The sequence below is a fragment of the Acinetobacter sp. N1-1 genome, assembly GCF_056711485.1.
In genome coordinates this window covers 2,144,613-2,157,853 of the sequence record NZ_JBWXUO010000012.1, presented here as the reverse complement: position 1 = coordinate 2,157,853, position 13,241 = coordinate 2,144,613, and the positions used below count along the sequence as shown (strand labels likewise).

The window sequence follows — 13,241 nt, the reverse complement described above, 5'->3', positions numbered from 1 at the left end:
GTATAAAATTTATTATATTTCATGTAAATAACTAGAGAGTGTTTCATGTTTGAGTATTTTAGTCATTTGTGGCAACTATTTTTGCTTCGTCCAGACCATTTGGCGGTGCTAAGTATTATCCCTGTGACTGCTTTTGTAACATGGGCACATGTGTGGATGGCACTACGTATGGTGTTTTATCCAATACATTTTTTTGGTTTCCATATTGGACGTTTGCCTATAGGTTGGCAAGGCATTGTGCCACGTAAGGCTGGACGAATTTCAGGAATTATTACAGACAATACATTAAAAAAAATTGGTTCATTGGGTGAGTTTTTAGATGCAATGGATCCCGATGAAATGGCAAATATTATTGGGAATCAGGTGGATGCACAACTTGAGAATCTGATAGATGAAGTGATGCATGACCGTAATGCTGTATTATGGGAAAATTTACCTTACTCTATTAAACGCCGTATTTATGAGCATGCACATAAACAGTTACCAACGGTATTACATGATTTGGTGATTGATTTAACCTCACATGTCGAGTCTCTTGTAGACATGAGAGATATGGTTGTACATCAGATGGAAAATGACCGCCGTTTAATGGTGACTATGTTTTTAAAAGTAGGGTCGAAAGAAATAAATTTTATTTGGCATATTAGCGCCCTTATTGGGTGTTGTTTTGGTTTTATCCAAATGCTGGTTTGGTTTATTGTGCCTTGGCATTGGACAGTACCGTTTTGGGCATCTATTTGGGGATTACTGACCAATTGGATTGCAATTTGGATGGTTTTTAATCCAATTTATCCACATTATGTTCGCTATCCACAATTTTTTAGACGTACTACAAACCATCAATTTCCATGGCTCGTGCCTGTTGTACCAAGAATAGGTACTTATAACATTCAAGGTGCATTTATGAAGCGCCAAGAAGAAGTTTCAGATGTGTTTGCAAAAGTGGTAACAGAAGAGCTTATTACTTTAAAAACGATTATGATGGAAATGATGTATGGCGATAAAAAAGAGAAAACACGTCAAATTGTAAAGAAATATATTAACCCAATTATGGATACACCGTTAGTTCGTACAACTTTACAGCTATCATTAGGGCCAAAAGAGTATGCAAAGTTAAAAACAGACTTGATTGACCGCTCAATAGAAATTACGATGGTGCCTGTTTGTGATCCTGCATTTAATGCAAGTCGCGCACGTAAGATATTTAAAATGTTTCGAGATCGTATTCGTGATCTTACACCGCACGAGTTTCAAAATTTATTACGTCCAGCATTTAAAGAAGATGAATGGATTTTAATCGTGTTGGGAGGGGTAACTGGTTTTATTGCTGGTACAATACATCTTTTTGTTGCTTTTTTATAAGACAAAATCATCTATTTTTAATTTTTATAAAGTATGTTGATTTGGTCAATTTTTTGTTAAATGAGGATTTATTAGATGCGCATTATCTTACTCGGACCACCTGGAGCAGGTAAAGGTACACAAGCTCAGTTGATCTGTAAGCGCTATGATATCCCACAAATTTCAACCGGTGATATGCTCCGTGCTGCAATTCGTGAAGGAACTGAACTTGGCCTAAAGGCAAAAAGCGTAATGGAATCTGGCGGTTTAGTTTCAGATGAACTTATTCTAGGCTTAGTTAAAGAGCGTATTGCACAACCTGACTGTGTAAATGGTTGTATTTTTGATGGTTTTCCACGTACGATTCCACAAGCTGAAGCACTAGAAAGCGAAGGCATTGAAATTGACCATGTTATCGAAATTACTGTTCCTGACGAAGAAATTGTAAAACGTCTGTCTGGTCGTCGTCAGCATCCTGCCTCTGGTCGCGTATATCATGTTGTATACAACCCACCAAAAGTGGAAGGGAAAGATGATGTAACAGGTGAAGACCTTGTGCAGCGTCAAGATGATCAAGAAGAAACGATTCGCAAACGTTTAACTGCGTACCATGCAGAAACTGCACAACTTGTTGGATTCTATCAAGCGCGTGCAACTGCAACAGAAAAAGCTGCGACTTACAATAAGCTTGATGGTTTACGTCCAATTGAGCAAGTTCAAGAAGAGCTATTTACCATCTTGGATAAATAAATTTTATTTTGAAAAGTTGAGGAAAGACCTAGCTATTCTAGGTCTTTTTGTATTAGGAAACTATTATGAAATTTGCGCTAATTGCTTTGGTTGGTCTTAGCTTCATTTTATTAATTGGGCTATTATGGCAAAGTAAAAAGATGCTGAGTGATGTTGTAAAAGAAAATACACTACGACCTAAGCAACCTCGACCACGTCAGTTACACCCAAAACTACAAAAGAATAAGATAAAATAAGCGATTAATTTATTTTAGTGCACCAAATTCAAAGCGATCGGGCCAGTTACAAACATCTGAAACTATACATTCACTGCATTTGGGTTTTCGTGCAACACAGCAGTATCGCCCATGTAAAATAAGCCAATGGTGGGCATCTACTATAAATTCTTTTGGAATGACTTTTATGAGTCGTTTTTCAACCTCAAGTACATTTTTACCCATAGCAAGCCCTGTACGGTTCCCCAAACGAAAAATATGTGTATCAACTGCCATAGTGGGCTGACCAAATGCTGTATTTAAAACAACATTTGCTGTTTTTCTACCTACGCCCGGAAGTGCCTCAAGTGCAACACGTGTATTGGGAACTTCACTTTGATGCTGATCAATAAGAATCTTACAGGTTTTAATAACATTTTCTGCTTTTGAGTTATATAAACCAATGGTTTTTATATAAACTTTTAATCCTTCTACACCTAATGCATAAATACTTTCTGGTGTGTTAGCAACAGGATAGAGTTTATCTGTCGCTTTATTTACACTGACATCGGTTGCCTGTGCAGAAAGCATAACTGCAATGAGTAATTCAAAAGGTGAGGAATAGTTTAACTCTGTTTGAGGATGCGGTCGTTGTGCTTGTAAACGTGTAAAGAAAATTTCTATCTGTTTACGTGTCATATTTTTTGTAGTCATGCAATCTCACCTTGTAACTCGGTCAATTCAGCTTCAAGTAACTGTAATTGATTACGTTTTTTTTCATCTTCTCGTACACTTAATTGTTTTTCTAATTTTTTAATTTGTGTACGTAAACGAGCAAGCTGAATAGTTGTTTTCGCACTAATTTCAGTTTTTTGTGGCTGATCTTCAATAGAAACTTCTACTTTAGGTACGTTGTTTACATGGTTTGAAAAGTCTGCAAAGAGAGAAGTATCTATTTCTGCACGTACTATAGGCCCTCGTCTAGCAATATTTCTTTTCTCTTCCCGTGTAATATGAGAGTAATAACGTGTACGAAGGTTTTCTTGTAGTAGCACTTGTTCCTTGGGTTGTGGAATGGGGCTAGTATCTTCAATAAGGTCGATACAGTCTACAGGACAAGGTGGAATACATAACTCACAGCCTGTGCAAAGGTCTGTAAAAATGGTGTGCATCAGCTTTCCACTGCCTACAATGGCATCAACCGGACATGCACTGATACATTTGGTACAACCTATACATTCTTCTTCACGAATAACAGCTTTCATTCGTTGAGGACGACCATCACTTTGAGTTGGCCATATACTTTCTTCTGCTTGTAGCTTAGGGCGACTGAGTAATGTTGCAAGTTGATCTGCAACAGGTTGTCCGCCAGGAATACATTTATTTGCAGCTTCACCTTCAGAAATCGCTTTAGCATAAGGTAGACAGCCATCACGATGACCGCATAAACCGCATTGCGTTTGAGGGAGTAGTGCATCAATTTGCTGGATGAGAGGGAAATTTAAACTCATGTGGCTCGTTAATGTATGTGCAAAACAGGGGATTGTGCAGAAAAATAGCACTCAGGACAAGCCATTCTAACAGATATGTATGATAAAAAGCCGATGACTGTGCATCGGCTTTTTATATTTATATTCAGTGATATTATTTTTCTACAAAAGCGCGCTCAATAACGTAGTCACCCATTTCACCCATACGAGGCGATTCTTTTAAACCGTGTTCGTCAAGTAAGGCTGCAACATCTTTTAAGAATGCTGGGCTACCACAAAGCATTGCGCGGTCAGTTTCACGGTTAAAACGAGGTAAACCAATTTTTTCAAAAAGTTGACCACTTTCAATGGCTGTTGTTACACGACCTTGGGTATGGAAATCTTCACGCGTAACAGTTGGGTAGTAAACGAGTTTCTCTTGAACACCTAGCTCTTGGAAAAATTCATGGTTTGGTAGTTCATTTAAGATAAGGTCTTGGTATGCAAGTTCACTTACGTAGCGTGTACCATGAACAACAATTACTTTTTCAAAGCGTTCATAGGTTTCAGGATCACGAATAATTGATAAGAATGGTGCTAAGCCTGTACCAGATGATAAGAGGTATAGATTTTTACCTGGCAATAGATCGTCGTGAACAAGTGTACCTGTTGGTTTTTTTGAAATAAGAATTTCATCACCAACTTGTACTTTTTGTAAGATTGAAGTGAGTGGACCGTCTGCAACCTTAATTGAGAAAAATTCAAGTTCTTCTTCATAATTTGCACTTGCAATAGAGTAGGCACGCATTAATGGTTTGCCATTGACCTGTAAGCCAATCATGACGAACTGACCATTCTTATAGCGCAAACTTTGGTCACGTGTTGTTTTAAAGCTAAATAATGTGTCATTCCAATGGTGAACGTGGGTAATACGTTCAACGTTAAAAGCAGCCATTTAAAGGTCCAATTATGAATATTAAAAACACTTTCTATTTTAATCTAAAATTAATCCCGATAAACTGAATATATTTAATTGTCTTTATAAGAAAAAGTGATGAAAGTTTTTGATCTGATTCAATTCCCCGTCATTGGCGTAATGCATTCACCTTTTCGTGAAAAGTTTGGTATACCACGTCAGCCTAATTTAGTTGATGTAGAAAGTTATATTGAATTTTTTTCACCTTATAATGATCTTTCAGCTTTTGAAGGTATAGAAGAGTTTAGTCATTTGTGGTTACTTTGGAATTTTCATGAAAATAAACAGGCAAGTTCTTCTAAATTTAGACCTCAAGTGAGACCCCCTCGTTTAGGGGGGAATGAGAAGAAAGGGATATTTGCAACAAGAAGCATGTATCGACCTGCTCCAATAGGAATGTCTGTTGTAAAACGAGTACGATTAGAAAAATATAAAAATACGGTGCGCTTATATGTAAAAGGAAGTGATTTACTGCATGGCACACCCATCTTAGATATTAAGCCATATATTGTCTACTCAGATGCAGTCACAGATGCTTTAAGTGGTTATGCAATGGATGAACCTATTAGAAAAGTTGTAATTTGGGAAAGTGTCGCAAAACAGCAGCAGGAGATATTCATAAGAGAAAATTACCTGACACCCAAAATGATTGCTTCGATTGAGCAAGTGCTTTCTTTAGACCCTCGGCCTGCATACCAAGATGATGAGCAACGGATTTATGGCATGAAGTTTGATATGTTTGATATCCGTTTTAAGGTAATTTGTGATTATGTATATATTGTGAATATAATCACATAAAATTTAAATATATTGCATTTTATCTCAATTTATTTTGCTAACTTTGATAGTTTTCGGTCTTGAAAGGCACTGTAGGAAGCCTTAATGTGCATATTAACTTCATCATATTTGAAAATTTAGTGCAGCGTAGGCACATATTTAATTTGGTTTATTATTGGGATTTTTTATGTATAGTCGGTCATCAGCAAATTTTTCGTATTTAATTGACTTGCAATGGTGCTTAGAGAACTTAATGCAAGATGGTTTAATGAGTGAGAGAGACAAAATACTTATTCAAACCACACATCGAAAAAGAGAGCAACTGAGTTTGCATCCGTTGCAGTGGATTGCTGAGTTTAATCTTCCCAATAAGTTAAATGTAAACCAAAAACTTAATTTGACTGTACTCGGTCAGTGGTTGGCGAATAAAGCTGGTGTAGGGTTATTCACAATTGATCCTTTAAAATCAGATGTTGATTCTCTAACAAAGATTATGTCTGAAGAGTTTGCAGTTCATAATCGTCTTTTGGCCGTAGATGTAAGTGATACTGAGGTTGTTATTGGTACAGATCAGCCATTTATGACAGATTGGCTAAAAAGCTTAGAGCAAATAGTAAAGCCAAAACAGATTCGCCGTGTCTTTGTGAATCCTGATCAGTTACAGCGATATTTAATTGAATATTATCAGGTAAGTCGAGCAGTTTTTTCTTCAGAAAAAAATAAGAAGAATGACAATAAGTCAGTCGAATCTCTACTTCAAATTGGAGATATGCAAACTCAAAACCCTGATGCGAATGATCAACATATTGTAAAGCTTGTTGATTGGATTCTACAATTTGCATTTGAGCAGGGTGCCAGCGATATTCATTTAGAGCCTCGAAAAGAAAAAGGCAAAGTGCGTTTTCGTATAGATGGTGTTTTAACGACGATTTATCAGATGCCTGCAAATACTTTAAATGCCGTGATTGCACGTATAAAGATTTTGGGAAGAATGAATGTTGCAGAAAAAAGAAAACCGCAAGATGGTCGTTTAAAAACACGAACACCAAGAGGTGTTGAAACAGAACTAAGACTTTCAACTTTACCTACGGCATTAGGTGAGAAGATGGTTTTACGTGTATTTGATCCAGAAGTACTTGTGAGAGATTTTAAGCAGCTAGGTTTTAATGAAAAACTACTCAATGATTGGACAACACTGACCAGTAATACACATGGAATTATTCTTGTGACAGGGCCAACAGGATCAGGTAAGACGACCACGTTATATTCTTCTCTAAAGAAATTGGCAACAGATGATGTGAATGTTTGCACCATTGAAGACCCAATAGAAATGCAGGAAGATAGCTTTAATCAAATGCAAGTCAATGCAAATATTGATTTAGGCTTTGCAGATGGTATTCGTGCATTAATGCGTCAAGATCCAGATATTATTATGATTGGTGAGATTCGAGACAAAGATACTGCTGATATGGCAATTCAAGCTGCTTTGACAGGGCATTTGGTACTTTCAACATTACATACAAATGATGCACCTTCGAGTTTAGTACGTCTGCATGATTTGGGAGTACAACCTTTTTTAAGCTCGGCAACACTGTTAGGAGTACTTGCACAACGACTTGTAAGATGTTTGTGTCACTGTAAGAAAGAGATGACAGTTTTCCAACAAGAGTGGGAGCAACTGACAGCAGGATACGATTTACCCATACCCCAAAAACTTTATGAACCTGTCGGGTGTGAGGAGTGTAGGCATACAGGGTATAAAGGTCGTGTTGGTTTGTATGAGTTTATGCCAATGTCATTGGTACTAAAACAGCTTGTGAGCGATGGTGCTAAGTTGGCGGATGTAAAAGCTCAGGCAAAAAAAGAAGGCGTTGAACCACTGCGTATCGCAGGTGCAAGACAAATTTTATTAGGTACAACCTCTATAGAAGAAGTACTTCGAGTTGTGCCATTAAGCTAGATTTATATTTTAAAACAGTAATTATATGTTTGATATAATTACTGTTTTTCCACGCGTTATATCCGCTACTCGTTAAATTAGCTTATTATTTTGTTAAAATTAGACGGTTATTACGAGTTAGTCTTAGACGATATTCTTCCCCAGCATGCATAATGCGAATTTCACGACCTAAAGCAAATAAGTTGTTAGAGTGAAGCATTGGTAAGTTTTGATTTGATTCTGTACTGCGAGTAAATAAGTTAAACGGTGCGTTCATTTCTATTTCTCCGTGGAGTTGGCTAGTGTTTTAAATGATAATCATTATCGAATAATACTGTCAATTATAATTTGTGCTTTTTCATAAAAAACTTAGAAACAGTTACAATATGTAAAATTTACATAAAATAGCGGAGAGAATTAATATGGCTAAAGAGGAAGTTAATGTTGCGATTGGGCTATTATTCTCACATGGTAAAGTTTTAGTTGGTTGGCGAAATAAAGAACAGCATCAGGGTAATAAAAATGAGTTCCCAGGTGGAAAAATAGAAAAAAATGAAACGGCAATTCAGGCTTGTCGTAGGGAAGTGAAAGAAGAAGTTGGGATTGATATTGAAAAGTGGTTTCAGTGGGATGAAGTCAGGTATGAATATGATGATGTGATTGTTCGCTTATTTTTATTTTATAGCTATGTATCTGATAATTTGTTACCAATAATTCAATATCCTTGGCAATGGTATTCACGTTATGAGCTAGAAGCACTTAATTTTCCGAAAGCAAATGATCCGATTATCCAAAGAATGCTATGGTCGCCATATATTAAAATTAGTACAGAAATTTCAGATATAGAAAAACTAAATTTAAATACGATGTTATATGTGCAAAATATTGCTGTAGAACAAGCTAATCAGTTGAATAAAGAGCTTTTATCTAAGTTTATTTTGAATATAGATTTAGCACATGCTTTAACAAGAGATGAGCAGAGGGAGCTTGGAGCCATTCATATAGAACAGCACCAGTTAAAGCAATTAACAGCAAATGACTTGCATTTAGGGTGTCGGTATATAGCTACTTGCCATGATTTAGAGAGTGTTTTGTATGCAGAGAAAATAGGGTGTGAAGCTGCCTTTTTAAACTCAGTAAATATAACAAATACTCATATTGATGCTATGCAACTGAGCTTGGGAGCACTTAAAAGTATTGCTCAATTAAGTCATATATTGATATTTGCATTTGGTGAATTGACACCTAAAGACCTGACAATCATGAAGGATTATCAGGCTTATGGTGTAGCAAGTATTTCCGTGCCTTAGTTTAAATTATTTATAGCTGTTAGTGCCTTATTCATTAAATCAGCATTTTGTTGTTGTTGTGCGGATTTATAAATTACTTGCCAAAACTGTTTCTTTGTCGTTTTATCGATAGCAAAAATCATACCTCGTTGAGATAGTGATTGTGCTTGAGAAAACTGTTTTTTCTGTAGTGCAATTCTAGAAAGCATGACATAACTGCCAGATGCTTGTGGTGCAATACGTTGAGCAAGTGTTGCAAGATGCTCAGCTTTATCTAGCTGTTGTTGTTGGTAAGCAATTTGAGATTGATTAATTAGGTTACGAAAAGCAGGCGGTTGAGCATTGCTAATCGTAATTGTATTGCTTACTTGTTGCGGTTGTGGTTGCAGTTGCGGTTTAGATGGTGAAGCCTGCTGTGGCTGTGGCTGTGGCTGTGGCTGTGGCTGTGGCTGTGGCTGTGGCTGTGGCTGTGGCTGTGGCTGTGGCTGTGGCTGTGGCTGTGGCTGTGGCTGTGGCTGTGGCTGTGGAATAGGCATAGATTCTTGCTTAATCTCGCCAGGATTATATGGTGTGACAGTTACGCCATTGATAGGTTGTTGTAGGTTGGTAGGTGTCATTTGCTCACTCACAACTTTAGGCGCTACAGTAGAGCGTATAGGCTGTTGTGTGTGATGAATACTTGGTAACTGACTACAGCCAACCATTCCAAGTAGCATGAGGCTACTCGTTAGCAATTTAATTTTCATAATTATTCTCCCAAACTTAATTAAAGCTGCCTGAAGAAATCACCTGAGGTGGTGTACTTGGGGCAGTATTATTAGGATGGCTTTCAGTTGTTTGATTAATTAAGTTTTCTAAAGGGTCATCTGGTGATGTTGTTGGTGATGAAACATTGTTATTAGGCATTGGCTGATTTGGCATTGCACATGGTGTAGATTGTGTTGGTACATGACCTGCTAAAAGAGGAATATACATTGCATTGCTACAACCTTGAGCCGATAGATTACCTGTTGGAACATCAATCCATTGCCATTGTACATCGTCGGGCTGTGTCAAGTTCACAGGCTGTTGATGTAATTGTTTCATTACATTTGTCCAAACAGGAAGAGCGCCTGATGAACCTGTTAAACCAATAACTTTATTATTATCTAACCCTAACCAAACAACAGCAACATAATTACCTGAGTAACCTGCAAACCATGAGTCACGTGCATCGTTTGTTGTACCTGACTTACCTGCTAAATTAAGATTGTTTGGTAAACTACGATAAGCCGCTTGGCCTGTACCTGAGTGCATGACTTGTTGTAAACCATAATTCAGAACATACGCTGCGGCAGGGTCTATGGTTTGTTGTACGTTTAAGCTATAACGATCAAGTACTTTACCATTCTGATCTACAACTGAACGAATAGATTTAGTTGGGTATTTAAAGCCACCTGTCGCAAAATTACCATAAATACTTAATACTTCCATTGGTGACATATTTACTGCCCCCAAGAAAGTTGAAGGATATGGTGGAATATCGCTAGTCACACCAAATTTGCGTAAATTGTTGGTAAAAGCTGAAACGCCAAACTCTTGCCCCATGCGTACAGCAGCAAGGTTATAAGAGTGTTCTAAAGCTTGTACCATAGGTACCATACCATGTTCGCCACCACCATAGTTTTTAGGTGTCCATGTCTTACCATTTGAACCAATACTAATATAGGTGTCAGGGATTAAAGTAGCCCAATTATAACGGCCAGACTCAATTGCATTAATATAAATTGCGGGTTTAAGTAAAGAACCAACTTGACGTTTGGCATCAATTGTACGGTTAAACCCTGTAAAGTCTTGTGAGGAGCCGACTGCAGCAACTAATTCACCATTATCTGGTCGTTGAATAAGTACTGCACCTTGTAAATCATTAAGTGCACGAGGGTTACGTTTTGTTAAGTTTTCAATACTGTCTTTAAAGGCATTTTGAATATTAGTTTGTGCAACTGGGTCAAGTGTTGTGAATATGCGAAGTCCTTGATTTGTTAAGTCAGAGTCTTGGTATTCAGCACGTAGTTGGCGACGAACAATGTCCATAAAGTCTGGGAAGCGTGTTGGGCCTAATGATGGCTTTTCGATGACGCCAAGTGGTCTAGTAATCTCTTTATCATATTGTTGTTGAGATAGATAACCCGTTGTAAGCATATTATTGAGTACAACATCGCGTCTCTCTTTCGCACGCTCAGGGTTACGCCATGGATTGTATAAAGATGGACCTTGAACAAGACCAACTAAGAAAGCTTGTTGAGCAATATTTAATTCACGTAATGGCAGTCCAAAGTAAAACTGAGATGCAAGGCCGTAACCATTAATTGAATAGTTACCATTTTGACCTAAATGAACTTCGTTTAGATAGGCTTCTAAAATCTCAGATTTGCTGTAATGCATTTCAAGCAAAATTGCCATAAGTGCTTCATTGATTTTACGCTTATATGTTTGCTCAGGAGATAAGAAAAAGTTTTTTACAAGCTGTTGTGTAAGAGTAGAGCCACCTTGTCTACGCCCACCTGTAATGTTACTCAATATTGCGCGTGCTGTACCACGAACAGAGATACCATGATGGCTATAAAAATCACGGTCTTCTGTAGATATAAGTGCATCAATGAGCGGTTGCGGTACATCTTTTAATTTAATAAGTACACGGTCTTCATTATGTTGAGGATAAATTCCCCCAATTAGTAATGGTTCAAGACGTGTCATGCCTGTTTCGCTAGGTTTAGTTGTTTTGACATCAATAATTTGATCTTGTGCAAATTTGAGGTCAAGAACTTGCTCGGGTTCAGTGCTATTGTCACCAAAGTCGAAACCACGTGTGTGAATTAAAACATTATTTCCTTTTAGAACAAATGAACCAGGATGCTCATAGTTCTCAGCTTTATGATAGCCAAGCATGTTCAACTCTTGAATAAGGTTAACTTCGCTTACAGGTGCTTGATTATAAATCTCTAAAGGACGTGCATAAACTTTTGCAGGAATATCCCAACGTTGACCCTCAAATTTTGTACGTATAACGTTATCTAAACGAACAATGTAAAACCCAATGGCAATACAACCAGCAATAATTAGGATCAAAAAGATCACTAGAAAAAAACTAAGACCACGTTGTGACTTCATAAAAAGTGATAAGCTATCCAAAACAAACCCTACAATCATGCGAATGTTTTGCACATTTTGCAATAAGTATTGCTGTAACGATACAAAAAATATGCGTTAAAACAGTGTTCAATCATCTAAATAACAGCATATTTTTCATAGAGTGTGCATGATATTATAAAGCTATTCTTGTATGGAGTGCTGAATTTAGTGAAAATCTCCCATAGGTCGTTTCGCAATATAGGACTCATTGGCCGACCAGATAAGTCTGCTGTAGTAGATACATTATGCCTAATTCATAATCATTTACTGACACTTGGGCTGCATCCTATTTTCGATGAAGAAACAGCAGCGCTTGTGCCTTATCAAAATTGCCAAGTGGTTAGTCGGAAAATGATGGGTGAGGTTGCAGACTTGGTTATTGTTGTGGGTGGAGATGGTTCATTACTTCACGCAGCACGTGCATTGGTAAAATATAATACGCCGGTTGTTGGTGTAAATCGTGGGCGTCTTGGTTTTCTGACCGATATTAAACCATCTGAAGTGCTTGCGAAGCTTGATCAAGTATTACAAGGTAACTTTTTACTTGATAAGCGGTTTTTACTTGAGCTTGAAATTCGAGCACAAGATCAGGTGTTATATAAGGCAATTGCGTTAAATGATATTGTGTTGCACTCAGGTAAGTCAGTTCATATGATTGATTTCGAACTTGAAATAGATGGTCATTTTGTTTATAGACAACATAGTGATGGTTTAATTATTGCTACACCAACGGGTTCAACAGCTTATGCGCTTTCTGGTGGTGGGCCAATTATACACCCGAGTATGGAAGCAATTTCTCTGGTGCCAATGCACCCTCATACGTTGTCATCACGTCCTATTATTGTTGGTGATCAGAGCGAAATAAAAATTACATCGAGAGAGTCCCGCTGGATGCCAATGGTCAGTGCAGATGGTCAGCCAAGTGTTTCTTTAAATGATGGTGAATCATTACATATACGTAAATACCCTTTTAAACTTAATTTGCTGCATCCACCAGGTTATGACTTTTATATGGCTTGTCGTACGAAGTTAGGGTGGAATCAAGATTTTGAAGCATTACAACAACAGGAAGATGAATGAATATAGAGCATATGTTATCTGTTTTAGATCCTGAAATTGTACAGCGACTAAAAACAGCCGTAGAAATAGGTAAGTGGCCTAATGGAGTTGCACTTTCAAAGGAGCAGCGTGAAACGTGTATGCAGGCTGTATTGGCTTGGGAATATACACATTTACCAGAAGAAGAAAGAACGGGATATATAGATAAAGGTAAGAAAAAAGAGGGAGATGTTTGCAATGATGATACATCTCCTCAACCAATTCGGTTTACCTAAA

The 13,241-nt window shown here is 37.5% G+C and carries 14 protein-coding genes; 8 read left to right on the top strand and 6 right to left on the bottom strand.

The genetic code is table 11. The features are described from left to right. Positions 1–45: 45 nt before the first annotated feature. The 3 genes from AC1MPL_RS10720 to AC1MPL_RS10710 all read left to right on the top strand — a co-directional run bounded on the left by AC1MPL_RS10720 (position 46) and on the right by AC1MPL_RS10710 (position 2,327). Positions 46–1,362: a hypothetical protein gene (locus tag AC1MPL_RS10720; RefSeq protein ID WP_479765935.1), complete on the top strand. Its 1,317-nt coding sequence runs from the start codon at positions 46–48 to the stop codon at positions 1,360–1,362. Positions 1,363–1,437: 75 nt separating this feature from the next. Continuing rightward, positions 1,438–2,091 carry an adenylate kinase gene (gene adk, locus AC1MPL_RS10715; protein ID WP_479765934.1) on the top strand — a complete coding sequence of 218 codons (654 nt, stop codon included), beginning with the start codon at positions 1,438–1,440 and terminating at the stop codon, positions 2,089–2,091. Between the two features lie 65 nt (positions 2,092–2,156). Continuing rightward, positions 2,157–2,327, top strand: coding sequence for a hypothetical protein (locus AC1MPL_RS10710; protein ID WP_479765933.1), 171 nt, complete (start codon positions 2,157–2,159; stop codon positions 2,325–2,327). 9 nt (positions 2,328–2,336) lie between these two features. Here AC1MPL_RS10710 and nth read toward each other — a convergent pair whose 3' ends face one another. The 3 genes from nth to AC1MPL_RS10695 form a co-directional block, all read right to left on the bottom strand. Continuing rightward, positions 2,337–2,999 carry an endonuclease III gene (gene nth / locus AC1MPL_RS10705; RefSeq protein ID WP_479765932.1) on the bottom strand — a complete coding sequence of 221 codons (663 nt, stop codon included), beginning with the start codon at positions 2,997–2,999 and terminating at the stop codon, positions 2,337–2,339. Beyond that, entirely contained in the window at positions 2,996–3,796 is an 801-nt protein-coding gene (locus tag AC1MPL_RS10700; protein WP_479765931.1) for an RnfABCDGE type electron transport complex subunit B, read from the bottom strand. The genes nth and AC1MPL_RS10700 overlap by 4 nt, the downstream gene beginning before the upstream one ends. 133 nt (positions 3,797–3,929) lie before the next feature. After that, positions 3,930–4,709 carry a ferredoxin--NADP reductase gene (locus tag AC1MPL_RS10695; RefSeq protein WP_237410430.1) on the bottom strand — a complete coding sequence of 260 codons (780 nt, stop codon included), beginning with the start codon at positions 4,707–4,709 and terminating at the stop codon, positions 3,930–3,932. A 99-nt stretch (positions 4,710–4,808) separates the two neighbouring features. On the opposite strand from AC1MPL_RS10695, the gene tsaA reads away from it, so the two are divergent. Next, the gene (gene tsaA / locus AC1MPL_RS10690) at positions 4,809–5,528 is read left to right on the top strand and encodes a tRNA (N6-threonylcarbamoyladenosine(37)-N6)-methyltransferase TrmO (protein WP_479765930.1); all 720 of its coding nucleotides are present in this window, start codon (positions 4,809–4,811) and stop codon (positions 5,526–5,528) included. A 166-nt stretch (positions 5,529–5,694) separates the two neighbouring features. Then, the gene (gene tfpB / locus AC1MPL_RS10685; RefSeq protein ID WP_479765929.1) at positions 5,695–7,467 is read left to right on the top strand and encodes a type IV pilus assembly ATPase TfpB; all 1,773 of its coding nucleotides are present in this window, start codon (positions 5,695–5,697) and stop codon (positions 7,465–7,467) included. A gap of 85 nt (positions 7,468–7,552) precedes the next feature. Here the strand turns inward: tfpB and hemP are convergent, their stop codons facing one another. After that, the gene (gene hemP / locus AC1MPL_RS10680) at positions 7,553–7,723 is read right to left on the bottom strand and encodes a hemin uptake protein HemP (RefSeq protein WP_023273815.1); all 171 of its coding nucleotides are present in this window, start codon (positions 7,721–7,723) and stop codon (positions 7,553–7,555) included. Positions 7,724–7,868: 145 nt separating this feature from the next. On the opposite strand from hemP, the gene AC1MPL_RS10675 reads away from it, so the two are divergent. Continuing rightward, a complete protein-coding gene (locus AC1MPL_RS10675) occupies positions 7,869–8,756 on the top strand; it encodes an NUDIX domain-containing protein (protein ID WP_479765928.1) in 888 nt (295 codons plus the stop codon). On the opposite strand, the gene AC1MPL_RS10670 is transcribed toward AC1MPL_RS10675, so the two are convergent. Beyond that, on the bottom strand, positions 8,753–9,481 hold the full coding sequence (locus AC1MPL_RS10670; protein ID WP_479765927.1) for a hypothetical protein: 729 nt from the start codon (positions 9,479–9,481) through the stop codon (positions 8,753–8,755). The two genes, AC1MPL_RS10675 and AC1MPL_RS10670, sit on opposite strands and share 4 nt — an antisense overlap. A 16-nt stretch (positions 9,482–9,497) precedes the next feature. After that, complete coding sequence (gene mrcB, locus AC1MPL_RS10665; RefSeq protein ID WP_479765926.1) at positions 9,498–11,885, bottom strand: penicillin-binding protein 1B; 2,388 nt, start codon at positions 11,883–11,885, stop codon at positions 9,498–9,500. Positions 11,886–12,074: 189 nt separating this feature from the next. On the opposite strand from mrcB, the gene AC1MPL_RS10660 reads away from it, so the two are divergent. Then, a complete protein-coding gene (locus AC1MPL_RS10660; RefSeq protein ID WP_479765925.1) occupies positions 12,075–12,986 on the top strand; it encodes an NAD(+) kinase in 912 nt (303 codons plus the stop codon). Continuing rightward, positions 12,983–13,240 (top strand): YeaC family protein, encoded by a 258-nt coding sequence (locus AC1MPL_RS10655; RefSeq protein ID WP_479765923.1) that lies wholly within the window; start codon positions 12,983–12,985, stop codon positions 13,238–13,240. The genes AC1MPL_RS10660 and AC1MPL_RS10655 overlap by 4 nt, the downstream gene beginning before the upstream one ends. The last annotated feature ends 1 nt before the right edge of the window (position 13,241 follow it).

Bases quoted from the DNA above. Each gene is read 5' to 3' on its own strand.
- AC1MPL_RS10655 (WP_479765923.1), top strand. From the start codon at position 12,983: ATGAATATAGAGCATATGTTATCTGTTTTAGATCCTGAAATTGTACAG.
- AC1MPL_RS10710 (WP_479765933.1), top strand. From the start codon at position 2,157: ATGAAATTTGCGCTAATTGCTTTGGTTGGTCTTAGCTTCATTTTATTA.
- AC1MPL_RS10675 (WP_479765928.1), top strand. From the start codon at position 7,869: ATGGCTAAAGAGGAAGTTAATGTTGCGATTGGGCTATTATTCTCACAT.
- adk (WP_479765934.1), top strand. From the start codon at position 1,438: ATGCGCATTATCTTACTCGGACCACCTGGAGCAGGTAAAGGTACACAA.
- AC1MPL_RS10700 (WP_479765931.1), bottom strand. From the start codon at position 3,796: ATGAGTTTAAATTTCCCTCTCATCCAGCAAATTGATGCACTACTCCCT.
- mrcB (WP_479765926.1), bottom strand. From the start codon at position 11,885: ATGAAGTCACAACGTGGTCTTAGTTTTTTTCTAGTGATCTTTTTGATC.
- AC1MPL_RS10720 (WP_479765935.1), top strand. From the start codon at position 46: ATGTTTGAGTATTTTAGTCATTTGTGGCAACTATTTTTGCTTCGTCCA.
- AC1MPL_RS10695 (WP_237410430.1), bottom strand. From the start codon at position 4,709: ATGGCTGCTTTTAACGTTGAACGTATTACCCACGTTCACCATTGGAAT.
- hemP (WP_023273815.1), bottom strand. From the start codon at position 7,723: ATGAACGCACCGTTTAACTTATTTACTCGCAGTACAGAATCAAATCAA.
- AC1MPL_RS10670 (WP_479765927.1), bottom strand. From the start codon at position 9,481: ATGAAAATTAAATTGCTAACGAGTAGCCTCATGCTACTTGGAATGGTT.
- tfpB (WP_479765929.1), top strand. From the start codon at position 5,695: ATGTATAGTCGGTCATCAGCAAATTTTTCGTATTTAATTGACTTGCAA.
- nth (WP_479765932.1), bottom strand. From the start codon at position 2,999: ATGACTACAAAAAATATGACACGTAAACAGATAGAAATTTTCTTTACA.
- tsaA (WP_479765930.1), top strand. From the start codon at position 4,809: ATGAAAGTTTTTGATCTGATTCAATTCCCCGTCATTGGCGTAATGCAT.